At 34.0% G+C, this 24,617-nt stretch carries 19 protein-coding genes, 1 pseudogene and 1 riboswitch; of the genes and pseudogenes, 19 read left to right on the top strand and 1 reads right to left on the bottom strand.

Going from position 1 to position 24,617, the window contains the following annotated elements; all coding sequences use genetic code 11:
- The first annotated feature begins 259 nt into the window (after positions 1-259).
- From F9279_RS01480 to F9279_RS01510, 7 genes are all read left to right on the top strand, one after another.
- Positions 260-742, top strand: coding sequence for a DUF2975 domain-containing protein (locus tag F9279_RS01480; protein WP_152110851.1), 483 nt, complete (start codon positions 260-262; stop codon positions 740-742).
- Positions 743-753: 11 nt separating this feature from the next.
- Entirely contained in the window at positions 754-969 is a 216-nt protein-coding gene (locus tag F9279_RS01485) for a helix-turn-helix domain-containing protein (RefSeq protein WP_017153334.1), read from the top strand.
- A 47-nt stretch (positions 970-1,016) separates the two neighbouring features.
- Positions 1,017-2,264 carry a DUF4153 domain-containing protein gene (locus F9279_RS01490; RefSeq protein ID WP_152110852.1) on the top strand — a complete coding sequence of 416 codons (1,248 nt, stop codon included), beginning with the start codon at positions 1,017-1,019 and terminating at the stop codon, positions 2,262-2,264.
- A 737-nt stretch (positions 2,265-3,001) separates the two neighbouring features.
- Positions 3,002-3,172 (top strand): hypothetical protein, encoded by a 171-nt coding sequence (locus tag F9279_RS01495; protein ID WP_413463180.1) that lies wholly within the window; start codon positions 3,002-3,004, stop codon positions 3,170-3,172.
- Positions 3,173-3,746: 574 nt separating this feature from the next.
- Entirely contained in the window at positions 3,747-6,251 is a 2,505-nt protein-coding gene (locus F9279_RS01500; RefSeq protein ID WP_193224389.1) for a GH39 family glycosyl hydrolase, read from the top strand.
- 653 nt (positions 6,252-6,904) lie between these two features.
- On the top strand, positions 6,905-9,649 hold the full coding sequence (locus F9279_RS01505; RefSeq protein WP_152110854.1) for a glycoside hydrolase family 3 protein: 2,745 nt from the start codon (positions 6,905-6,907) through the stop codon (positions 9,647-9,649).
- Positions 9,650-9,724: 75 nt separating this feature from the next.
- Entirely contained in the window at positions 9,725-12,058 is a 2,334-nt protein-coding gene (locus tag F9279_RS01510; RefSeq protein ID WP_152110855.1) for a glycoside hydrolase family 3 C-terminal domain-containing protein, read from the top strand.
- A 373-nt stretch (positions 12,059-12,431) separates the two neighbouring features.
- Here F9279_RS01510 and F9279_RS01515 read toward each other — a convergent pair whose 3' ends face one another.
- Complete coding sequence (locus F9279_RS01515) at positions 12,432-12,983, bottom strand: class I SAM-dependent methyltransferase (protein ID WP_152110856.1); 552 nt, start codon at positions 12,981-12,983, stop codon at positions 12,432-12,434.
- Positions 12,984-13,385: 402 nt separating this feature from the next.
- Here F9279_RS01515 and F9279_RS26130 point away from each other — a divergent pair.
- The 12 genes and pseudogenes from F9279_RS26130 to F9279_RS01570 form a co-directional block, all read left to right on the top strand.
- Positions 13,386-14,294, top strand: a pseudogene (locus tag F9279_RS26130) (cache domain-containing protein); the annotation flags it as partial.
- Positions 14,289-15,236, top strand: coding sequence for a methyl-accepting chemotaxis protein (locus F9279_RS26135; protein WP_413463184.1), 948 nt, complete (start codon positions 14,289-14,291; stop codon positions 15,234-15,236). The pseudogene F9279_RS26130 and the gene F9279_RS26135, both read left to right, overlap by 6 nt.
- Before the next feature lie 64 nt (positions 15,237-15,300).
- Positions 15,301-16,236 carry a CobW family GTP-binding protein gene (locus F9279_RS01525; protein WP_152110858.1) on the top strand — a complete coding sequence of 312 codons (936 nt, stop codon included), beginning with the start codon at positions 15,301-15,303 and terminating at the stop codon, positions 16,234-16,236.
- A gap of 94 nt (positions 16,237-16,330) precedes the next feature.
- Positions 16,331-17,368, top strand: coding sequence for a permease (locus F9279_RS01530; protein WP_226793096.1), 1,038 nt, complete (start codon positions 16,331-16,333; stop codon positions 17,366-17,368).
- A 22-nt stretch (positions 17,369-17,390) separates the two neighbouring features.
- Positions 17,391-18,167: a TIGR03943 family putative permease subunit gene (locus F9279_RS01535; RefSeq protein ID WP_152110860.1), complete on the top strand. Its 777-nt coding sequence runs from the start codon at positions 17,391-17,393 to the stop codon at positions 18,165-18,167.
- A gap of 43 nt (positions 18,168-18,210) precedes the next feature.
- A riboswitch (TPP riboswitch) is annotated at positions 18,211-18,320 on the top strand.
- A gap of 151 nt (positions 18,321-18,471) precedes the next feature.
- On the top strand, positions 18,472-19,287 hold the full coding sequence (thiM, locus tag F9279_RS01540; RefSeq protein ID WP_413463185.1) for a hydroxyethylthiazole kinase: 816 nt from the start codon (positions 18,472-18,474) through the stop codon (positions 19,285-19,287).
- Positions 19,284-20,096, top strand: a complete 813-nt coding sequence (thiD, locus tag F9279_RS01545; RefSeq protein ID WP_152110862.1) for a bifunctional hydroxymethylpyrimidine kinase/phosphomethylpyrimidine kinase — start codon at positions 19,284-19,286, stop codon at positions 20,094-20,096. Before thiM ends, thiD begins: the two co-directional genes overlap by 4 nt.
- A 15-nt stretch (positions 20,097-20,111) precedes the next feature.
- Positions 20,112-20,762 (top strand): thiamine phosphate synthase, encoded by a 651-nt coding sequence (thiE, locus tag F9279_RS01550; protein WP_152110973.1) that lies wholly within the window; start codon positions 20,112-20,114, stop codon positions 20,760-20,762.
- Between the two features lie 201 nt (positions 20,763-20,963).
- A complete protein-coding gene (locus F9279_RS01555) occupies positions 20,964-21,107 on the top strand; it encodes a YjcZ family sporulation protein (protein ID WP_152110863.1) in 144 nt (47 codons plus the stop codon).
- A gap of 334 nt (positions 21,108-21,441) precedes the next feature.
- A complete protein-coding gene (locus F9279_RS01560) occupies positions 21,442-22,719 on the top strand; it encodes an ammonium transporter (protein WP_152110864.1) in 1,278 nt (425 codons plus the stop codon).
- A 158-nt stretch (positions 22,720-22,877) separates the two neighbouring features.
- Positions 22,878-23,861 carry a DUF294 nucleotidyltransferase-like domain-containing protein gene (locus F9279_RS01565; RefSeq protein ID WP_152110865.1) on the top strand — a complete coding sequence of 328 codons (984 nt, stop codon included), beginning with the start codon at positions 22,878-22,880 and terminating at the stop codon, positions 23,859-23,861.
- On the top strand, positions 23,845-24,591 hold the full coding sequence (locus F9279_RS01570; protein WP_226793098.1) for an exonuclease domain-containing protein: 747 nt from the start codon (positions 23,845-23,847) through the stop codon (positions 24,589-24,591). Before F9279_RS01565 ends, F9279_RS01570 begins: the two co-directional genes overlap by 17 nt.
- The last annotated feature ends 26 nt before the right edge of the window (positions 24,592-24,617 follow it).

Here is a 24,617-nt window from a genome sequence, read left to right on the forward strand (position 1 = left end):
CTTATCCAATAATATAGACTTCATTCACAAAAACATAATAATAATTTTAATGATGAACGTTAAAACCTGAAAACAAAAGGGATTAGACATTCTCTTTATTATAATAGTTATAGAGCTTTCTTCGAATGAGGAATGCTTTTTATTTTTTCTGAAAATAATACCTGCAATAAAAATATTATATTAATTAATAAAAATTTATTGTAAATCAATAAAAAATAGATTAAAATCAAAAACAGAATAAATAAAAGAGGTGCTTTTTATGGAAAAAGTAACAACATTGTTTTTAAAAATAGCTGTTATTCTTTTAGGATTCCCAGTTCTTGCTCTGTGCATCTTTTTGGTGCCTGAGCTGGCGAATCTTGCAGCAAAAATGCTTCCAGAGTTTGCTTTTATAAAATATCTCGTTTTCACCGTTCTTGATGCATCAGTGATACCTTTTTACTTTGCTTTGTATCTGGCTTTTAAACTCTTACGTTATATTGACAAAAACATAGCTTTCTCCAGTTTATCTGTAAAAGCTTTAAAGAAAATCAAATACTGTGCCATCACAATCAGTATTTTGCATGTGTTAGTTTGGCCACTTTTCTTTATCTTTGCAGAATTAGACGATGCACCAGGAGTTATCATTGTCGGATTGGTTGTTCCTTTTGCATCGATGGTTATCGCAGTCTTTACGGCTGTTCTCCAGAAACTTTTACAAGAAGCAATTAATATCAAATCAGAAAATGATTTGACGGTCTGAGGTGAATAAAAATGGCAATTATCATCAATATTGATGTGATGTTAGCAAAAAGGAAAATGAGCGTTACAGAACTTTCGGAGAAGGTTGGAATAACAATGGCGAACCTTTCTATATTGAAAAATGGAAAAGCAAAAGCGATTCGATTATCCACTTTAGAGGCAATTTGTAAGGCTTTAGAATGTCAGCCTGGAGATATTTTAGAATATAAAAGTGACGAAGACAGTTAACCATTTCGAGGAAAATTGATTTAACAATTATTAGAGGAGGTATAACTATGGACATTAACCATTTAATTATTGACAATATTGCTAACCCTCATGAACTGGAGAGAATGTTTAGAAAAGACCCGAAAACTTTTAAAAAGTCATTCACACACGCATGGGAACAAAATCCTGATTCTCAGGTTCTTGGTGTTTGGTATGAAAGATTGCATTTCAAGGAGACGGAATATCCAGAAAAATCTTCTTTGTTTCAAAAAGGTTTCTTATTCATGGGCATTTTAGCCATTCTAGCCGGGATATGCACCAGGATCATTTTCCATTTTGTCGAACAGGAAGCAATTGCTCCAATTAATCTGGCTTTTGGTATAATTCCCTTTATTGCTGCCTACTTTGTTTACAATAATACTCCGAAAAAAAGTATTATTTATTCCCTTGCAGCATTGTTCCTAATTTCCGGGGTTTATCTTAATATGCTGCCATTAAAGGATAAAGACAGTATTATCCTAGCTTATTTACACCTACCCATATTCTTATGGGCATTGATAGGACTTGCATATACAGGAAATGAATATGCAAAGGGTAGTACACGATTAGCGTATATTAAATTTAATTTAGAATATTGTATTCTCTACGCCAGCATGGCAGTTAGCGGAATGATACTAGCGGCATTAACCATGCAGCTATTTAGCTTTGTTGGCCTTAATATAGAAGACTTCTATTTTAGTAATGTTGTTTTATTTGGTGCTGCTGCTCTCGCTATTGTGGCTGTATACCTGGTATCAATGAATCTTAAACTTGCTAAGAATATTACACCATATATAGCTAAAATTTTTAGTCCTCTTGTCCTGATTACATTGTTGGTCTATCTTATAACGGTTATATGGGTCGGAAAAAATCCATTCTTGGACCGCAATTTTCTGATAGTCTTTAACGGAATACTCCTTGGTGTATTGGCCGTTACCATATTTTCCATTATTGAGATTGACTCAGACAAGAAAAAGAACCTTTCAGATTATATAAATTTTGCCTTAATTGTTCTTGCTCTTATCATTGATAGTGTGGCTTTGTCGGCCATTGTGTTTAGACTTTCTTCTTATGGAATTACGCCAAATAGACTTGCTGTTTTAGGAGTAAACATACTAATCTGGGCAAATCTAATTTGGATTATGCTCTCCTATATCCGTTTTCTACAAAATAAATCTGGGCCTGCAACTATCCAAGATGCTGTTACTAAGTACTTGCCAGTGTACGGACTTTGGGCAGCTTTCGTTATTTTTACTTTTCCTATCATTTTTAAATAGAAAGTCTACAAAAAGCTAACTTTCTTAACCTAGTAAATCCTTAGAGCCGATACTATGCAGCTATTAATACAGAGTTGCATAAAATCGGCTTATTTTCATTACTATAGTTAAATTAAGCTATAGTGTTGCATTTGGATTCTGTGAAATATGTCTAGCTTCATGTGCCCAACAAAAAAGGACTTCGTGAAACGATAAGCTAAACTAGCATGGATTAATTTAGATTAAATGTGAAAAAATATACATACAATAATGAGAGAATTAGTTGAGGAAGGGTCATTAAATAAAAACAAACTACTTCATGTAATTACAAGAACGGATAGAAGAGCAATTGAATCTAAGAAAAAGTTGGTAGGAGGTTAGTAACAAAGACACCACTATTATAAATTGGTATAGAGATTGGGTAAATTACCATATTCTAGTAATAATGTCTGCTTACATGTTTTGCGTGTTATTAACGTTTATTAGATTTAAATTCAGCTTTATCAAGATTCTTCTGTCATTTTCTATATCCCCTTATCTCTTTTTCGAACATTTTACTTGTATTCATTCTCAAATCTTCTTCCCTAATATGCTTTTTCCATATCATTTATACGAAAGTCGATAATTTTCACGGACGTCATTTCAATCGATACATGCACCCATTCTTTATGTTATTAATAGGATGTTCTAGAAGGGGTGATAACTATGCAATGGGAACAAAAAATTAGATCATTGATTGGTCAGCCTTTGGTATTTCATTGGCAAATGGACAAGGAACTTCAGTAGTTTTGTGTGGTACATCCGGAGGAAAGTTACTTGTAATCGAATATATGTATCAAACACAATTTGCCTTAAAGCAATATGATTTTTATATGAATCAGGACATTAATGGATTTCCAGCATGTCAGAATCAGCAGCCATTATATTAATGAAATGTCCCTCTTTTGGAGGGGTTTTTAAATAATTGTTAAACGCACATTCGAAACAAAACCTCGTAGACAGTTTGGGATTTAAGGGAATGTTTTTTATTAGCTGAAAAACTTCGGTTCACTCATAATAAATTGCAAGCAGGAATCAACGAAAAATGTACAAAGAGGTATTAGAGGAAGCACTATGAAGCTGTCTGATTACTTCTAATAACTCACTTATAAAAACAAATAAAATTATAGAAAAATTTTAAAATATGTTAAGCTGAATGGAGAATTGAGGGGAAATAATGTCATTGTCATTTACATACTTAGTAAGAAGTACTATGCCTAATTAATGGTAAATTCGAAATCTAATATGGTATTACTAAAATATCTATAAATAAGCTGTCTTCATTACAGGAGATAGTTTCCTTAAAAGTGAATTGGATACATATAATATTTGTATTTTTATATTGATGTTTTCTAGTAAGTCTTTTTATTAAATAAACTATACGAGATTTGAATGAAGTCTATACACCGATTTTTATTTATCTTTCTTATAAAGATTATATGGTTACTAGCAAGGAGAGAAACAATGTCATATCAATATGAACAAATTCATTATCAAGCTGATTTGCCTGTTAAAATATTCACCCATACTGTGGAACGTTATCCTTATCATTGGCATGAAGATACGGAAATTCTTCTTATACTTGAAGGAGAATTAGAAATACGTATTGACCGAGAAAGCTACAAACTGGCTACTGGGGATATCTTTTTAGTAAATGCAAATGAACTTCACTTTATTAATTCACATACTAGCTTTGGAAAAACACAGGTATTGGCACTTCAGATAGATAACCGATATCTTCAGGAACATGGAATAGATATGGAGAGTAAGAGATTTTACTTAAACTCTAAAGAGGGAAATGATACTTCCCGATTAATAATGGATGAACTGAAATATATCCTTGCTAATATGATGGATTTAATTATCAATAGAAAAAGTCTCTATCATTTAAAAATGAAAAAGTGGTTGCTAGAGCTTGTTGTGATCCTGTTGGAACACTTTGAGGTACCAACAAAAACTGACCTCAAGCAGATAGATAGTGATCAGAGGTTATTAGACATATTGAAGTATATGAATAAGCATTGTGTGAAATCAGGTTTGGGATTACAAGATATTGCGGAAGCGTTTTCTTTGAATCCTCAATATCTATCAAGATATTTTAAGTTAAAAGTTGGAGTGCCTTTGAAAAAAAAATTAGATAGTATGCGTTTAAATAAGTCATTACTAGCTTTGCGAACAACGGATGAAACAGTGACAGAAATAGCATTGCAATATGGATTTCCTGATAGTAAAGCCTATTATAGGGTATTTAAAGAAGTACTAGGAATCACTCCTAGTGAATATCGTAATCTCTATACATTGGAAGTGGAAGATGCAATCTCGAAGGACTATCTTAGTATTAATAGTAGTGAATCACTCGCTAATTTATTTAAGTATCTTAAAAGAGAGAGTTATCATCAAGAATTTCTGAAGAGTGAAACTCAATTTGTTCCTATTGATTTAACTCAAATTCAAAAACAGATAGATCACACTTTTACTAATCTACTGACTTTTGGCTATGCTCCACTAGCTTTGAGAAACGACTTTAAAGCACAGCTAAATCAGATTCAACAAGACATTGGGTTTAAATATGTTCGTTTTCATGGGGTATTTGCTGACCAGTTACTTGTCTACAATGAAAAAACAGATGGATCCTACTACTTTAATTTTAATAACATAGATGTAATATTGGACAACCTAAGTGAAGAAAATGTGAAACCTTTTATCGAAATTGGATTTATGCCAAAGGACTTGGCAAAGACTAAGGATACGATATTCTTGTGGGGTGCACATGTCTCTCCTCCAAAACAAATGAAGCATTGGAAAGAGTTAATAGAATCATTTATTAGGCATTTGATTAATCGCTATGGGCTTAATGAAGTTAGAACATGGTATTTTGAGTTTTGGAATGAACCAGAAGTTCCATATTTCTGGAGCGGAACAAGTGAAGAGTTTTTGACTCTTTATACTGAGACATATAAATCTATTAAATCCATCGATTCAGAAATTAGGGTAGGAGGATTTAGTAACATTAATTTTGCTAATTATCAATCTTGGATTGCTAATTTTAAGGCTTTCGCGAAAAAGGAAAGTATTACTTTAGACTTTTTTACTTTTCATGTTTATAATCTTGCAAGAAAACCTAATATCCAATTGGTTGGTCATAGGGAATCGAATGAATCAGTTATAGAAAGTGTTACACAATTTAGAAGTGTTATGATTGGCGATGAGCAGAATCTTACAAATAATATTGATTCGGTTATGATGACGAGTAAGGAATTACATGAAAATTCCAAAGAAGTTTGGATTACCGAATGGAATGGAAATAGTGATAGCAAAGATTTACTTCATGATACATGTTATATGGCTGCCTTTATTGTCAAAAATGTTATAGAAAACTTTGAAAAAGTAAAAGGGATGGGCTACTGGACATTTACAGATTTATTTGAAGAATTTAAACAGGAACAGCATCTGTTTCATGGAGGGTTTGGTCTTATGACCTATAACGGTATAAAAAAGGCTGGATATCATGCTTTTTATTTTTTAAGTAAACTTGGAGATGAGTTAGTAGCCAAAAATGAAGACATGATTATTACTAAAAGAGGGGAAGATTATCAAATTCTACTATATAACTATAGTCATCCCAACTATTTATATCGAACCTTTGATTACTCCCAATTGTCTCCGATTAGTAGGTATTCTGTTTTTGATAATGAGCAAGTCAAAGCTTATCAAGTTTCTTTACATGGTATTTATGGTAACTACCGTATTAAAAAACAATTTGTAAATCGGGAGCAAGGTTCATCCTACGATTCTTGGGTTAATATTGGAGCACCCATAGAAATAGACGATCAGACAATTTGCTACCTAAAAGGAAAGGCAGAACCAGGTATGAAGATAGAGGATATAGTCACAAATAAGGCATATTCACTGACAACAGAATTGCAACCCCATGAAATTCAATTGATAGAGTTCAAAAAACGGTATTGAAAATGTGTTAAAAGTCATTCGCTAGTGAACATAAAGCGAATGGCTTTTTTATATACTTGAAGTTCTAATGGTTTATAGAATGCACCTACAAATCATTTTATGTCAAAAATCGTAACAACTTTTCATAAGGTTCACTTTATAAAAGGCTCAGTTTTTCAAATGATATTAAAATAGGTCATTTATTGGAGTTCCAATTCTATAGTATTGGAATGAAGTATGTCTTAGGTCCGTATATACTTGACTTACCTGCTTAGATAGGTGGTCAAGTCATTTGATAACGCTTTCTGTTTTCTAGATTAGTTAACTGAAAATGGTTAAAACCAAATATAGACAATTAATGTAGACAAAGGAAAAGGTGACTAATTAAAGATCGTACGAAATGAAAGGATTAATTTTCTAAGTAGAAAAAGAAGCTTATAAATGCAAAAAAAAGAGAAAGAACTTGCTATGAAAGTGAGAGATAAGAGTTTTTTTAGGTATAAATGAAAGCGTTAACTTGTTGATTCAAAGATTGATTGTGGTAACAGTGTCATTTTAAAAGACGAGTGTAATATCTCTTTTGACCAAGCAGGTATCCGTAGGCTTATATAAAAATTCTACAACGGAATTTGTCTGAAATGAAGATAAGAGCACAAAGGTAGAGGGGGTTCATCATGATAGAATACTTTAAAAAGAGAAAAGCTTGGAAGCAAGAAATAGTGCAACAAGTTAGGGAAGCTAATGCAAGCCGTAAAAAAAGAAAGCTAGAGATTTCCGCATTGCCTGACACAGAACGAAAAGAAGCGATTAAAAGGGATAAACTTTTGCAAAAGCAACAGAAACAACAAAGAAAAGAAGAATTAAAATCATTAAGCCGTAAAGAAAGAATAGTAAAGAAAAAAGAAAATAAAATGTACAAAAAAATCAAAAACAGACCAAGACGTATTGCTGGGTGGTCAGTTGTTGCTATCTTGTTATTAACGGTAGGTGTAACTTTAGGACCTACAGCTTTAAGCATGGTTCAAAACATGACTGGTAAGCATATTACGATTGATACAACAAGTGCAGAAAGTGTCAAAGCGAGAGAAGCTGCTGATGCAGTTTCAGAAGAGATTGCTAATGAAGGGTTGGTATTATTAAAAAATGAAAATAACTCCCTTCCATTAGGAAATAAGAAAATTAATATATTTGGTTCTACCGCCTTTAGTTTTAAATATGGCGGGGGCGGTTCTGGTGCATCGGATCAAACTCGAGCTGTGAATTTATTTGATGCCCTTAAGAATGCAGGAATTGAATATAATCAAGTATTATATGATTACTATGCGGCCTTACCAGAATTAGAAGGAGCAACAGGTGAAACGGATACTGGTGTAGTTCAAGTAATTAAAGGAATGTTAGGCAGTAAAGAGGCAACCGAACCAGATGTAACGGATTCTGCATTAGCTCAAGCGAAAGAGTACTCTGAAAATGCGATGATTATTATTCAAAATGAAGCTGTAGAAGCATCAGATGTAAGCAGTGATCAATTAAAGATATCAGATGGTATGCAGGATTTAATTGAAAAAGTTGCTGAGAACTTCAGTAATGTTACCATTGTCGTAAATGCTGGAAATACTTTAGAATTAGGATTTGTTAATGAAAATCCAAGTATTCAGTCCGTGATTTGGGTTGGAACACCAGGACCATTTGGAACAAATTCCCTTGCCAAAGTACTATCAGGAGAATTAAACCCTTCTGGACGCATTACTGATACGTATGCCTATGATGTTGAATCTTCACCAGCAAGTGAGAATTTTGGGAATTATCAATATGAGAATTTAGACAAAGCCTATCTTAATTATGAAGAAGGTATTTATATAGGCTACAGATTCTATGAAACTTATTATCAAGGAAATGAAGAAGGATATAAACAAACTGTTCAATATCCTTTCGGTTCAGGCCTAAGTTATACAACATTTGATTGGAATTTAGTAGATCAACAATTAAACAATGATTCTATTGAATTAAAAGTAGAAGTGAAAAATACTGGTGAAGTAGGTGGTAAAGATGTAGTTCAAGTGTACTACTCTGCTCCTTACACACCAGGAGGATTGGAGAAGTCTGCCATTAACTTAGCAGCATTTTCAAAAACGAAATCACTGGAGCCAGGAGAGTCTGAAGTATTAACAATTAAGTATGATACAAGGAATATGGCTTCTTACGATCTGGATAATGAGAACTATATTTTAGAAAAGGGAACATACCAAATTAAGCTCGGTAAAAATGTTCATGAAATTGATAGCACAATAGACTTTGAATTATCTGAAGATATTGTGTATCAAGCAGATGCCGATACAGGAACAGAATACAAAAATCGCTTTACTGAATCAGAAAATGAATTAACTATACTTTCCCGTAATGATTGGGAAGGAACATATCCATCAGATGAAGATGATTCAAAAATTGCTTCAGATAAAGTATTGGAAAGAGTTCAAGGACATGAGTTCAAGGAAGAGGTGGAAATGCCTGCAACGGATGTTGACAATGGACTTAAATTAGAAGACTTAAAAGGACTAGATTATGATAATCCTAAGTGGGAGGAATTCTTAGACCAACTCACTGTTGATCAAATGATCGATTATGTGTCAGAAGGCGCTTATCACACGGGAGCAATTGAAGATCTTGGAATTCCGAAAACAGTTTTAATGGATGGACCTGCAGGATTTAATTTCTTCTTTAAGAAGTTTGAAGCCGGTGCTTACCCAACTGAAATCGTCATTGCATCAACTTGGAATAAAGATCTAGCCTACGAGATGGGTGAACTAGTTGGAAAAGAAGCAAAAGCATATGGAATACACGGATGGTATGCTCCCTCTCTTAATGTTCACCGTTCAGCACAAGGTGGAAGAAACTTTGAGTATATGTCAGAAGATCCAGTACTAAATGGTAAGATTGGTGCTAATTTGTCGAAAGGTGCACAGGACCAAGGTGTTACCGTATTTATGAAGCACTTTATAATGAATGAGCAAGAAACAAATGCACGCTCTGGGATGCTCGTTTGGTCTAATGAACAAGCCATGCGAGAAATACACTTGCGTCCTTTCGAAATGACTGTAAAAGAGGCTGGTGTAACTGGTGCAATGTCTAGTTTTTCTTACATTGATGGAAAATGGGCAAATCCAGAATTATTAAATGGTATGCTTAGAGAGGAATGGGGATTTGAAGGTGTAGTATCTTCAGATGCTGTATTTGGATTCATGGAACCACAGAAAGCCATTACATCTGGCAATGATTTAATGTTAGATATTATGTCGGTTCCAAAAAATAAAAAACAATTAGAAGAAGCATATGACGAGCATCCAGAAGCGGTTACAGCAGGACTGCGCAATAGCATGCATAACTCACTATATGCAACACTTCAAACATACCTTTTTGACTAAACCTATTTTGATATATGGAGAGAAGGCTGTAAATTAGCCTTCTTCTTATTTTAAATAAGTGATTGGCGGTGTAGTATGAGATATAAAGATTTAATTAAGCAAATGACATTAGAAGAGAAAGCTTCCCTTATGTCTGGAGAAAACTTTTGGAATACCAAAGCAATCGAACGGCTTGGAATTCCTTCCATTATGTTAACAGATGGACCACACGGACTGCGTAAACAAGGTGGGAAGGCTGATCATCTTGGATTAAACAAAAGCCTTCCAGCAACTTGTTACCCAACAGCAGCAACGCTAGCAAATAGTTGGGATAAGTCACTTGTCTATAAAGTAGGACAGGATATTGGGAAGGAAGCTCGCAGTGAAAAAGTAAGTGTTTTACTTGGACCAGGTTTAAATATTAAACGAAACCCACTATGCGGGCGTAATTTTGAATATTTCTCTGAAGATCCGTACCTGACTGGTGAACTAGCTAGTGAAATGGTAAAGGGAATTCAGTCAAATGGTATTTCAGCTTGCCCTAAGCATTATGCAGTCAACAGTCAAGAACATATGCGCATGACTATTGATGAAATAGTAGATGAACGTTCACTCCGAGAAATTTATTTAACAGGATTTGAGAAAGTTGTAAAAGAAAGTAATCCATATACGATGATGTCTTCTTATAATAAGGTAAATGGTGAATTTGCAAATGAAAATCAACATTTGGCTGATATTTTGTATGCTGAATGGGGATTTGACGGTGTTATTGTTACTGACTGGGGAGGGAATAATGATCGTGTTGCAGGATTAAAGGCCCATAATCAGTTAGAAATGCCATCTACTAACGGAATAACAGATAAAGAGATTGTTGATGCAATAAATGCAGGAACACTTGATGAATCAATATTAGATGAAGCAGTAGATCAATTACTAAGTTTAATATATAAAGTTCGTTTAGATGATAAAGAATCAGTGCAAGTGGATTATGAAAATCATCACAACAATGCAATAGAAGCAGCCAGTCAATCTATTGTACTACTTAAGAATGATAATAGTATTCTTCCACTTAAAGCGGAAACTAAAGTAGCGGTTATTGGTGATTTTGCGAAGAATCCAAGATATCAAGGCGCAGGGAGTTCATTAATTAATCCTTATAAATTAAGTAATCCACTTGATAGCTTACAACATTCTCCTTTAAATATAGCTGGCTATGCACAAGGATTTAAGCGAATGGGTGGAAAGAGTAGTCAATTATTGAAAGAGGCAACAAGCCTCGCAGAATCTGCTGAGGTAGTGCTTTTATTTATTGGACTTGATGAAAGCAAAGAAGCAGAAGGGGTAGATAGAGAAGATTTAAAACTAGCTGAAAATCAGTTAGAACTTGTTGAAGCTTTAGCTAAGGTAAATGACAAGGTGGTTGTTATATTATCTGGTGGTGGAGCAATAGAATTACCATTTGCAGATAAGGTTCAAGGAATGATACACACTTATCTTTCTGGACAAGGCGGGGGGGAGGCTGTCGTTGATATATTGCTTGGAAAATCTAATCCAAGTGGTAAATTAAGTGAGACATTCCCAATTCAGTATACTGATGTTCCATCCTCTGCTTACTACCCTGGAAATCAAGCAACTAGTGAACATAGAGAAGGGCTATTCATTGGTTATAGATATTTTGAAACAGCAGATGTACCTGTACGGTTTCCGTTTGGTTATGGGCTATCTTATACTACATTTGAGTATACTGATATTTTGATAGATGACTTGCTTGTGAAATTCAACTTGACAAATACAGGTGAAATTGCTGGAGCAGAGATTGCTCAACTGTATATTGAAAAGGTAGATTCGGTCATTTTTCGGTCTAAAAAAGAATTGAAAGCTTTTGAAAAAGTTTACTTGGAACCAGGTGAAACGAAGCAAGTGACTTTAGCATTGACAGAACGAGATTTTTCTTACTATAATCCCGAAATCAAAGATTGGGAAGTTGAGTCAGGGAATTACAAGATTCAAGTAGGCAGCTCCATTCAAGAGATTCATATAGAGGAAACTATTGAAATGGCTGGTGTTTCTCCATCTTTATTTTTAAAAAGTAATTTTCCACACTATGCATTTGCTAATGTAAAGGAAATCCCTGATTCAGAATTTGAAAAGATACTGGGGAGGAACCTACCACCTAAAAATTGGGATAGTCATAAAGATTTAGGAATGAATGACACAATTAATCAAGCACAGTATAAAAACTGGTTAGGAAAATTGTTATATAATTTTATTATGTTCTTCCATTTTTTCTTTAAAAAAATGGGAAAACCATTAACGGCAAATAACGTATACTTTGTTATTAATATGCCATTTAGGCAAATTGACCGCTTTACAGGCGGAAAAGTGAGTAAAAAAAATGTGGAGAGATTGCTACGTTGGATAAATCGATAACGAGATTTCACTTAACCCTTTATCATAATTAGTTTATTCACGAATGGTAATTGATTAAGAACTACATTTACTTCTTGTTCTACCTTTTCTTACTGTTTAACGGCTAGGTCATATTCTTCTAACATGGGGAAATTTATAGGCATCAAGTGTTTATCTCGTTTCAATAGAAGGTTTTGCTAGATGTTCTGTAATGAGTTTTTTAAGTCCAGTTTGTCTCTTCATTATTGTTTCCATCTAGAAGTGACATTTAGTGACTTATAGAAAAATATCTTTAAGAAGCAATATATTTGGATGAAATGGAAAAGGACGATAAACAAGAGGTTGGATTGTATTAAATCCCACCTCTTGATTATTCTTAAAGATTATATAAATATTATTTCTTAACTGCATCCAAAATTAAAGATGGAAAAACTAACTTCTCCCCCTGATTCCTAGGATCAAATTTCTTCGATCGAAATATAACACCATCTTTACCATCCCAATCTACATGATGAAAGACTCCTAATTCGTCGCAATATTCGAGAAGTTTAATCTCGAACCCAGCTTCTTCAAACAACTTTGTTAAAGAATGATAGTTATGTACAATTTTATGACTATAAGCTGGATGATCAATTGGCCCAGGTCCACCAACTTTTATAATGTCTTGATAGCCTTCATCAGGAAAGTATCCATCTGGGACAGCACATCGAATATAACCTGTTGGTTTTAAATAGGAATAACATAATGAAGCTGCTTTTACTCCCTCACCATAGCTTAAATGTTCCCAAACATGCTCAGCTAGAATAGCACTGATAGAGCCATAGGGATAAGCCTTCCACGTGTCCTCATTTAATAAGTTTAATTCCTCTTCTTGTGTATGTATCCAACCAGGATTATTTCTATATTTACCTGCACCTATTACTAATTTTATGGAGTCTTCTTTCATTTTATCCACCCATCCTAGTATTTTCCTATAATCCTAATATATAGAATTATCGTTTTAGGTACAATAAAAATTGTTAACGTGTAACAAGGGAAAATATGTCTAAAAGCATAGGAAGAAATTCCTGTTTCATATAAAATAGGATTATAGTTTACAAATAGCGCTAGCAAATGAAAATGGTTGTATGCGCATACAACGAAAAGGAAGCGGATACATATGAAAATGAAAAAATATAAAGAAAACCTAAACGTTAAAAAAATGAAAAGTAGATTACGACATACTTTTACTCGAAATAAAGATAAAAGTATCCCATTAAAGACAAAACTATTATTATCTTTTTTAGCTATATTACTAATACCAAGTCTGTTAATAGGTACATTTTCTTTCCAATCTGCAAATAAGCAAATGGAGAAAGATTTTATATCAAGCGCCACCACAAATCTCTCGATGCTTGATACATCTATAACGAACTTATTTTCAACTAAGATATACGATCTTAATGCATTAACGGAAGCTATATCTAAAGATATCTTAGAAAGTGAAAGTGTTCGAATCGAACAAGATCTAAGTTCATATAGTAAGACACATCCTGAGGTTTCCAGTATTTATTTAGGAACAGATGCAGGTAGATTCATTCAGAAATCAATAGAAGAAACAGAAGATAAAATGGATCCTAGACTTAGAGATTGGTATAAAGCTGCTGTTAATCAAAAAGGAGAAGCGGTGATTATGGACCCTTATGTATCACCTGTTTCAGGGAAAATGGTAATCACCTTAGCTAAGACTATATCCGATCATACTGGTGTTATGGCCATTACAATGAACCTCGATTATTTAAAAGAACTATCCAATGACGTAACATTTGGGAAACATGGTTATGTGATTTTACTTGATCAAAAGAAACGCTTTATTGTCCATCCAACAGAAAAAGAAGGAGATATCTTTAAGAATTCCTTCTATGAAACCCTATATAATAAAGAATCAGGACAACTGGATTACTCTCTCGAGGGAGTTAGTAAGAAAATGGTGTACCAAACGAATGAATTGACTGGGTGGAAACTGGCAGGAACGATGGATCAATCAGAATTAGTAAATAATTCTAAAGAACTTATGTATACAAATATCATCATAATAATAGCATCTATTGTGCTTGGGGGAATCTTTCTTTTCTTTCTAACAGCTTCCATCATAAACCCAATAAAGAAATTAAAAAACCAAGCTGTCACGGTAAGTAAAGGAGATCTAACACAGCAAATTAGTATAAAATCTAATGATGAGCTTGGAGAACTTGGCGGTGCATTTAACCAAATGCAAAGTAATCTTCAGTTGCTTATCCAAAATATCGAAGAGAGTGCCAATAATGTAGCTGTTTCAGCCAATCAGCTATCGAACAGTTCATATGAAGCAAGCATTGCGTCAGAGCATGTAACGAATACGATTCAACAAGTTGCAAGTGGGGCAGAAATTCAACTAAAAGGATTAGAAACTAATTCTGTAGAATTAGCATCTGTTCTAGAAGGAACGAACATTATTGTTACACAAAGTAATGCTGTGGAAACTCTTTCAAAAAAAGCACTTTGGAAAGCTAGTGATGGTGAGGGAGCAATTAAAGCTACTTCTGTTTCAATGAGAAATATAAACGATACAGTGATGGAAACAAATAAAATGATTCAAGAATTGGTAATACGTTCAGAGAGTATTGAGAAAATAACCGAAAGCATAACAGCGATGGCTGAACAAACAAATTTACTTGCATTGAATGCAAGTATTGAAGCAGCAAGGGCTGGAGAAAAAGGAAAAGGCTTTGCTGTCGTTGCTAATGAGGTTCGCAAGCTAGCTGAACAATCTAGAGTTTCCGCAAAAGAAATTGCATTTTTAATAGAGAATGTAAAGGATACAACAGAAAATACGGTTAAAAGAATAGAGGAAGTTTCTGACGCAGTAACAAAGGGACTAAGTGTAACTAATGAAGCAACATCTAAATTCCAAGAAATTGTTCAAAGCATGAATGAAATAACTCCTCATGTTGAAAAAGTTACTTCCACTTCTAATGAAATGGCGAGTACTATTAAGGACGTTAGTAATTCGGCTATTACTTTAACGAAGATTGCCTTCGAAAACGGTGGGAACTCAGAAGAAGTGGTTTCTTTAACAGAAGAACAGTTAGCAGCCATGGAAGAGATTACAATGTCGGCGAAAAACTTAAAAGCTATGGCAGATCAATTAAAATCGAATATCCAACAATTTAACTATTAATTGTCATAAACAGTAAGCCTTCTACATACAGTAGCTTTAATGAGTGTATGTAGGAGGTTTTTTCATGAAAAAGGTAGATGTATTTTTAATAAATGGATTTTTAGGAAGTGGTAAAACAACTCTCCTCTTAAAAATGATGGCATACTTTAAAAGCAAACAAAAAAAATATGCAATTATATTAAATGAATTAGGAAATGTAAATATGGAAAAGCATCTATTTGAAGATGAATCGTTATATGAGTTATTAAACGGCTGTATTTGCTGCTCAATAAAAGAAGATCTTAGAGGGACATTGAATGAACTAACAGAACTTGTTCATAAAGAAAATATAGAAGTAATATTACTAGAAGGAACTGGTGTGGCAAATCCGTCTGAAATAATGGAAACCTTCCAGGAACCTGTATATGCGGAAATCTATCATATTGCGGAAAGTATTTGCGTCATAGATGGATTGCATTTAACAGAGTACACAAGTGTATTTTCTAGTAGTAAAGAAGTAAGACAGCTTCAACAAGAACAAATTGCAAATGGGAGTTTACTAGTATTAAATAAAGTAGATCAGCTTGTAAGTTCAATAGCAAAAGAAAAAGTCGAGAAGAAAATTAGAAAATATAATAAAAACGCTCCCTTAATAGAAAGTAATTATGGAGATGGAGTAACAGACTATATAGAGAGAAATCATAACACTAAATCTATTTTGTTTAATGACTCTTCTATACATTCCCACCACCATCATCACCACCATCATATAAAAGCAATAAAGATGGAGCAATCAGGTGCACTAACAAAAATGGAGTTAAGAGAATTCTTAAAACAGTATCAAGAAAAGCTTTTAAGAGCTAAAGGAACGATAAAAAATAAGTATGATCAAAAATGGTACCATTTTCAATATGCTTCCGGCTTACTAGAATGGGAGAAATTAAAGATACAGCCTAACAGAGTTAGTGGCGAAATTATATTAATCGGTGAAAAATTGAAAAAAGAAGAAGTTCATATATAAGAGAAAGTGTCTACGAGGAGGTGTTCTATTCTTTTAGGCACTTTTTTTAACATAAGAGAGAGAGGACAAGCATATATTTCTAGTAAAGTCATAGTTGATAAATAATAAAGAAGAGGAGTATATCATGTCTATCCCTACTCGTATAAAGGATTTATTTATATTTAGTTTGTTTTTACTGATGATGTATCTGTTCTTTTTTGGTGACATATATGTGGCGGAAAAAATGAATTACGTTTTACCAGATAATATAAAAACAATGTTTATATTATTTTTAGGAATTTTACTAGAAGCTCTACCTTTTCTATTATTAGGTGCGATTGCATCTTCTATTATTAATGTTTATGTATCGGAGGAAATGATTGCGAGAATTATTCCGAAAAATCCCTTCTTAGCGATTGGGGTAGGGATTGTTGCTGCTGTTATTACACCTGTTTGTGAATGTGCAATTATTCCTGTTGTAAGAAGGCTTATTCAAAAAGGGGTACCTCTTCATGTTGGTGTAGTGTTATTAATGGGTGCTCCTATTTTAAATTTTATCGTTTTTGGAAGTACTCTCTATGCTTTCCAGACAAATCTTTCTATTGTATATGCTAGATTCATTATTTGTATTCTAGCTAGTATTATTGTTAGTATCTTCATATATTTTCATTTTTCTAAACAAAAAGTATTAAAAACACAAAAAGAAGATTTGATGAGTGCTCCTGCTGTCAATATGAATAAAGGAGATTCTAAGTGGAAGGGAATCTTACATCATACTTGTCATGAGTTTTTTGCAATAGGTAAATATTTCATTATCGGAGCATGTTTTGCAAGTATTGCACAAGTATATTTGAAAAATAGTATCTTTGCAGAAGCGGGAGACTCTACTCTACAAGGAACTGCTATTATGATGGGACTAGCTTATGTACTTTCATTATGTTCGGAAGCAGATGCCTTTGTTGCAGCTTCATTCTCTAAAATGTTTACACCAGGGGCTATCATTGGATTTTTAGTTTATGGTCCTATCCTTGATTTTAAAAATACGCTCGTTATGTTAGGAACGTTTAAATGGAGATTTGTACTAAGCTTTATTGCACTTGTTACTATTGTTGTTTATATTCTATCGGTTTTAGCAGGGGTGTTTATAATTTAATAGAAAAGGGGGGGAGATTTATATGAAAATAAAGTGGAGTCCTACCTGGCAGCTAGCAAATGAGCTTCAGGGAATAGTGCTAATTGGCTTTAGCCTTCTCATTTTTAAATTATTAGTTAAGGGAGAAATGATTGCTCTTGTTGCTCCTAAGATGGTCCCATACCTATTTGTTTCCATGACTTTTATGTTTTTATTAGGTTTCTTTAGGCTCCTTAATAGTAATTTAAAGGGTGCAGATTGTGATTGTGACGTATGTGATGAAAATGTTCCACCCTTAAAACTAGCATTATCTTATTTATTATTCTTTAGTCCATTGTTTTTATTTTTCACTCTTCCCGATCTTTCTATTAATAAAGATTTATTGCCTAATCTTGAATATGAAAAAGGAATATCTACATTACCTAGTATTGTTTTAAAGGAACAGAGTTTTCATCAAGAAGATAGTATTCAAGTGACGGAAGAGAACTTTTTCCAGGTGATGGACCAGCTTAATACAAATCTTGATTCCATGCAAGGAAAAGAAATTAGTATGATGGGCTTTATCCATCGAGAGAAGTCATTTTCAAGTGAGGAAGCAGTGATTGCAAGAAATGCTATGACCCACTGTATAGCTGATTTATCTATTTATGGTTATATGATAAAAGGAGATGTTGGTGCACTAACAAGTGAGCATTGGTATGAAATTGTGGGAACAATTGAAAAACAGGAGATAGATGGAGAAGTCATGCCAGTAATAAATGTACAAAGTGCGAGTAATACAAAGGAGCCACAAGAAGAATATATCTATCCACTATATTAGTATTCTTGCATATTCTTTCCAAATTAGTTAAGATAAAAATATAATTCTATATTTCGGGGGCTTGTGGAATCAGGCTGAGAGTATGGCTATACTGCCATTGACCGTATGAACCTGTTGGGTAATGCCAGTGTAGGGAGGTGTATGTCAAATAAACACTTTGATTTTAGCGTAGTGTTTTTATTTTGCCATAATTGTTCACTTTTTTTATAACCTCCCACTTAGGTAGTTTATGAAAGAATGTACAATTATGGCTTTTTTATTTATTTAAACTAAAAAACGGAAGGGATGGTTCAAAATGACTAAAGTGAATATAGAAGCGATAACAGGTATTTTAACAAGAATAAGAGAGAAGGTTCCTCTTATTCATAATATTACGAATGTAGTAGTAACGAACTTTACTGCCAATGGATTATTAGCCTTAGGTGCATCACCTGTCATGGCCTATGCACAAGAGGAAGTAGAAGAGATGGCAACAATAGCAGATGCTCTAGTGCTCAATATAGGGACACTTACTAGAGAAAATGTGGAAAGTATGATACTTGCTGGTAAAGCAGCAAACATAGCAGGAACTCCTGTTGTGTTAGATCCAGTTGGTGCAGGGGCAACTACTTATCGCACACAATCGGTGCATCGTATATTAGAAGAAGTGAATGTAAGTCTGATAAGAGGAAATGCCGCAGAAATTGCCAATGTAGCAGGCATTCAAGCGACAATGAGAGGCGTTGACTCTGTTATGGAGCAAGATAACCTAACCGTTGCTTATAAAGCCGCAAAATTATTGGAGATTCCCGTCATTATAACAGGGAAAGAAGATATAGTTACAGATGGAAAGGTAGCTTTTAGTTTGGGTAATGGAAGCCACATGTTAACAAAAGTAACAGGAGCAGGCTGTCTCCTTACAAGTATATTAGGAGCTTTTATTGCAGTAGAAGAGGATGTTTTAGTTGCGTCATTAGCAGGCATAACAACCTACGGCATTGCCGCAGAGCTTGCTTATGAGAAAACGGGTGAGAATCCAGGTAGTTTTCAAGTGGAGCTATTAAATCAGTTAGCTAGGATTTCAGAATTGGATATCCAAAAAAGAATGAATATTAATAGAAGTGAGGGTGTATCTATATGATTGTAAAAAAAGCCCTCACAATTGCAGGTTCTGATTCTAGCGGTGGAGCAGGTATACAGGCGGATTTGAAAACCTTTCAGGAACTAAAAGTGTATGGAATGAGTGTCATTACTGCCGTTACAGCGCAAAATACACTTGGTGTTAGCGGAGTATACCCAATGAGTTTAGAAGCGATTGAGAAACAATTAGATTGTATTGCTGAAGACATACAACCAGATGCATTAAAGACGGGCATGTTATTTAATAATGAAATTATTGAATTAGTTGCACACAAAGTGGAAGAGTACAAATGGACAAATTTTGTGATAGATCCTGTCATGATTGCAAAAGGAGGGGCTAATTTATTGCAACTAGAGGCCATCGAAGCAATGAAAAAACATTTGCTACCTCTAGCAACTATCATAACTCCGAATATACCAGAAGCAGAGGAACTAACTGGTAGGAAAATTAATAGTTTAGATGATAGAAAAGAAGCAGCGAAAGAGCTAGTTAACATGGGTGTTTCTAATTGTATTATAAAAGGAGGACATGGAGTAGAAGAAGAAGCAATTGACTTATTATATGATGGAAGTCATTTTTCCACTCTTTTAACGAGTAGAATACAAACAAAGAATACACATGGAACTGGTTGTACATTTTCTGCAGCTATTACTGCATCCTTAGCTAAAGGCGACTCTTTGCTACAATCTTTTCAGAAAGCAAAAGAGTTTATTCATGCAGCAATAAAGAATGATCTGCATATTGGAAATGGCCATGGTCCAACAAATCATTGGGCATATAAGGAGTTGACTAGAAAGCATCTAGTTTAAAGGAGGAAAAGGGTGATTCATACAATAGATGAACTAAAACAACAATTAAAAATCTACTTTATTATGGGCAGTAATAACACGCTGCAACAACCAGAAATAGTTTTAGATAAAGCAATTCGGGGAGGAGTTTCGATTTTTCAATTTAGAGAAAAAGGCATGGGATCTTTAAAAGGGAGAGAAAAACTGCAGCTTGCAAGTAAGCTCCAACATATATGTAGATTGAATAACGTTCCGTTTATCGTTAATGATGATATTGAACTTGCACTTGAATTAGAAGCGGACGGTGTACATATTGGGCAAGAAGATGCAAGTTGTATAGAAGTTAGAAAGTTAATAGGTAATAAAATACTTGGAGTTTCCACTCATAACCTTCAAGAAGTGGAAGAAGCCATTGAACATGGAGCTGATTATTTAGGTATTGGACCAATATTTCCTACAGAAACTAAAAAGGACGCAAAAGCTGTTCAGGGAACTCAACTAATTGAAGAAATAAGAAACCTAAACATCTCTATTCCTATTGTAGGAATTGGCGGAATTACTCATTTGAATGCACGCCAAGTCATTCATTCTGGAGCAGACGGAGTGGCTGTCATCTCAGAAATTAGTCAATCAAGTATCCCATTTGAACAGACGATGAAGTTAGCATCTGCTGTGTTTAATAAATAAAAAGCGGAAGTATTAATAAGTCAATAGTTAAATATAATAGCTTTTTCAAAAAAATAGACATATACCCAACCCAAAAATACATTTCTGCATACGATAACATTGTATGAGAGAGCTAGATAAAAGAAAAAAAGCTCTTACCTCATTAACCAGGGCATTTAATTGGTTAATTATATTACAAAAATGAGAAAGGGAGATGTATTTATGTACGGTTACGGTGGATACGGTTATGGATATGGTGGATGCGGATATGGAGCTGGAGCTGGAGTAGGAGCTGGCGGCGGATTCGCATTGATCGTTGTATTATTCATCTTGTTAATTATTGTTGGTGCAACATTCATTTGCTAATATAGTTTTAAAAAAAGCTGACGCTATGTCAGCTTTTTTTACATTTAGTTCAAAGTTGCAGCTAGGTTAACTTTATGTGCTTCATATATTAGTGATATTAATGAAAAGTTATGAGAACGTTTACTTATAGAGTACATATTTGACAAGTAAATTATCGTAGAAAAACGAAAGTTTAGAGAAAAAGCGTATTTTTTAAATAATTTGAAATTTAACAAAAAAATTTTCTGAAAACTTATTGACAGAAAATTTAATATAGGTAAAATAAAGTTATCGAAGTGTTAGATTATATGACACCGAATGTAATGTTTTTAAACATAAAGGGGGAGAAAACTTAATGGATGGTAATTTAGAGTTTTTAATGAACAGCTTGTGGACGATGATTGCAGCAATTTTAGTTATTTTTATGATTGGTGGATTTATTTTATTAGAAGCTGGTTCCACGAGAATGAAAAATGCTGGGCATATTGCAGGTAAGACAATTTTCACTTTTGGTATTGCCTCATTAGTATTCTGGGCAGTTGGTTATGGTTTTATATTCGGAGATAATGCAAACTTCTTTGTAGGTATGAGTGACTTTTTCTACGGAGGCGAACAAATTGCAGATGCAGGCTTACAAACAACTGTATTCTTTGTATTCCAACTTGCGTTCGCAGGTATCTCTCTAACAATTGCACTTGGTGGATTTGCAGAACGTGCTAAGTTATCAGTTTACTTAATTTTCTCTATATTGTTTGGTGTTATCGTGTATCCTATTATCGCTCACTGGGTTTGGGGTGGCGGTTGGTTAGCGGAGCATGGGAAACAAGACTTTGCAGGATCTACTGTAGTGCATTTAACTGGTGCGGCAGCAGCTTTAGCAGGAACTTTATTATTAAAACCACGTATTGGTAAATACAATGCAGATGGTTCAGCTAATCCAATTTTTGGTCATAACCAAGTATATACAGCACTTAGTGTATTAATTCTTTGGGTAGGATGGTTTGGATTCAATGCTGGTAGTACAGTATCTGTTGCAGACGGTTTCTTTGGCTATGTAGCATTAAACACGAATTTAGCTGCAGCAGCTGGTGCAGTATCCGCACTATTAATTTCTTGGATCGTTTTAGGTAAATCCGATATTACAACAACACTAAATGGAGCACTTGCAGGACTTGTAGCAATCACAGCATCTTGTGCATTTGTTGAACCATGGGCAGCAGTAGTAATTGGTTTAGTTGCTGGTGTATTAGTATTCTATAGTGTTCGCTTCTTTGAAAGTAGAAGAATTGATGATCCAATCTTTGCTTTATCTGTACATGGTACAGCAGGTGTTTGGGGTACATTATCTACTGGATTATTCGCAACTCAAGAGTTAGTAGAGTACACTGGTATAGGAGCTGCTGGTTTATTCGATGGTGGCGGACTTCATCAGTTAGGTGTTCAAGCATTAGGTGTTGTAACTTGTGGATTGTTTGCATTTGCAGTGAGCTACGGTATCCTATTCGTAATCAAGAAAGTAAGTGGCTTAAGAGTAACAGAAGAAGAAGAAATCATGGGCTTAGATATTAGTGAGCATGGCTCTTATGGTTACCCAGAAGCGTTCTTAACAAAAGAAGATACAAAAAGCTTATAATATTTAGTTGGAATGTCTATAGATAGGGGAGTCTCACTGAAAAGTGAGGCTTCTATCTATTTTATATCTTACTTAAGCAGGATAAAAGTGCTTTTAGGAGAAACTATAAAACAATTACTTTAAGAAATAATTAATTAACTTTGTAAGGAAGTGCATGGATGTGCTCAGAAGCTACTAACTTAACAGAATGGAAGCGTAAAAAAGACAATCTTATTAGGAAGCGGGTATTCAGTAATGAAGAGTTAAATGATATTCATGATGAAGTGATGCTTCGTACATTTGAACAAATTTTTCAAGAATATACAACCGAATTCGGACAACCGCCATGTACTTTTGTTTGGTTTGTGACTGGAAGTGCTGGCAGAAAGGAACAAGGAATTCTAAGTGATCAAGATCATGGGTTTATATATGCGGAAGAGAGTTTAAAGTACCAAACTTATTTTCTTAATTTAGGGCAGTTTTTAAGTGATGGTTTAAATGAGGTAGGCTATCCTTATTGTGATGGAAAAGTAATGAGCAATAATCCATTATGGTGTAAGTCTTATCATGAGTGGCAGAATCAGCTGGAGAGTTGGATGTTGAAGGAAAGTTGGGAATCTATTAGGTATTTGCAAATTTTTTATGATAGTAGAAAAATGTATGGAAATGTTGATCTTGTATTGGAGCTAAGACAAAAAATTCATGACTATAAAAACGACCATCCAAACCTTCTTAAACGTTTTATGGTAAATGTAATGCGCATAAAAAAAGGAGTTGGCATTTTTGGGCAGTTTTTTGTAGAAAGAACAGGTACTTATAAAGGTTCCGTTCATTTAAAGCATACGATGTATTTGCCTTATGTTAATTCAATTAGATTGTTGGCAATTAAAGAAGGCATACAAGCAACTTCTACATTAGAACGTATTAAACAATTAAAGAAAATACCTATCTATGAAGCATTTTTACAACCATACGAAGAGTATTTTACAAAAATTTTAGAATATAGAATTACCTTATTCCGAGAAGCAACAACTTATGAGGATGTACATTATCTAAATATTCGTTCCCTAACAAAAGAAGAGCGACATGAAATAAAAAATCTAATGAGAAATGGAATTAAATTATACCAAAGAGTGAAAAGGATAATTGAAAAAGGGTGTTGAGATGGGTGTAGAATCTTTTCTTCATTATATGCGAGATTTATATGGGAAGGTGAATTCTAGTATTTTACATGCCACTAGTAGCGGGAGTAATTCGCAGCAAATTGCTTTTATGCGACAATTACAAAAGGACATAAAAGTAGAAGTTGCCTCGAGATTACCGTTGAATGATTTAAAAGCTGTTGTTTTTGATATAGAGACAACGGGTTTTTTACCGGAAAAAGGGGATCAGATAATTTCAATAGGTGCCGTTAAAGTGCATGGTTGTGAAATTACCGATGAACAATTTTATACAGTGGTGAATGCTGGAGTTGATATTCCTTCTGAGATAAGTGTACTTACTGGTATTACAAATGATGACATCCATGAGGCGCCGCCTTTATCCGATGTTCTTGTTCGATTTTTCGAATTTATCAAAGAAGATACATTAGTTGCACATCATTCTGCTCATGAGAAGAATTTTATGCAAACAGCATGCTGGAAACAATTTAAAACGCCCTTTAAGCACCGAATTGTTGATACTTCCTTTTTGTTTAAGATAGTGGATCCTAAACAAAGGAAACATACTTTAGAAGATTGGTGTTTATACAATGATATCCCAGTTATAAACCGGCATCATGCATTAGGTGATGCGAAATTAACTGCAATACTATGGTGTCAATATTTACAAAAAGCACAAGAGTTAGGATGCCGAACCTTACAGGATATATACGAGAGATTATCTAGAGTATAATAACAAAGCGATAGAATAAAGGTGGT

The organism is Bacillus sp. B1-b2 (assembly GCF_009183415.1).
Lineage (GTDB): Bacteria > Bacillota > Bacilli > Bacillales > Cytobacillaceae > Niallia.

Excerpts from the sequence above, each read along its gene's own strand:
- F9279_RS01480 (WP_152110851.1), top strand. The coding sequence starts at position 260 with ATGGAAAAAGTAACAACATTGTTTTTAAAAATAGCTGTTATTCTTTTA.
- F9279_RS01485 (WP_017153334.1), top strand. The coding sequence starts at position 754 with ATGGCAATTATCATCAATATTGATGTGATGTTAGCAAAAAGGAAAATG.
- F9279_RS01490 (WP_152110852.1), top strand. The coding sequence starts at position 1,017 with ATGGACATTAACCATTTAATTATTGACAATATTGCTAACCCTCATGAA.
- F9279_RS01500 (WP_193224389.1), top strand. The coding sequence starts at position 3,747 with ATGTCATATCAATATGAACAAATTCATTATCAAGCTGATTTGCCTGTT.
- F9279_RS01505 (WP_152110854.1), top strand. The coding sequence starts at position 6,905 with ATGATAGAATACTTTAAAAAGAGAAAAGCTTGGAAGCAAGAAATAGTG.
- F9279_RS01510 (WP_152110855.1), top strand. The coding sequence starts at position 9,725 with ATGAGATATAAAGATTTAATTAAGCAAATGACATTAGAAGAGAAAGCT.
- F9279_RS01515 (WP_152110856.1), bottom strand. The coding sequence starts at position 12,983 with ATGAAAGAAGACTCCATAAAATTAGTAATAGGTGCAGGTAAATATAGA.
- F9279_RS26135 (WP_413463184.1), top strand. The coding sequence starts at position 14,289 with ATGCAAAGTAATCTTCAGTTGCTTATCCAAAATATCGAAGAGAGTGCC.
- F9279_RS01525 (WP_152110858.1), top strand. The coding sequence starts at position 15,301 with ATGAAAAAGGTAGATGTATTTTTAATAAATGGATTTTTAGGAAGTGGT.
- F9279_RS01535 (WP_152110860.1), top strand. The coding sequence starts at position 17,391 with ATGAAAATAAAGTGGAGTCCTACCTGGCAGCTAGCAAATGAGCTTCAG.
- thiD (WP_152110862.1), top strand. The coding sequence starts at position 19,284 with ATGATTGTAAAAAAAGCCCTCACAATTGCAGGTTCTGATTCTAGCGGT.
- F9279_RS01555 (WP_152110863.1), top strand. The coding sequence starts at position 20,964 with ATGTACGGTTACGGTGGATACGGTTATGGATATGGTGGATGCGGATAT.
- F9279_RS01560 (WP_152110864.1), top strand. The coding sequence starts at position 21,442 with ATGGATGGTAATTTAGAGTTTTTAATGAACAGCTTGTGGACGATGATT.
- F9279_RS01565 (WP_152110865.1), top strand. The coding sequence starts at position 22,878 with ATGTGCTCAGAAGCTACTAACTTAACAGAATGGAAGCGTAAAAAAGAC.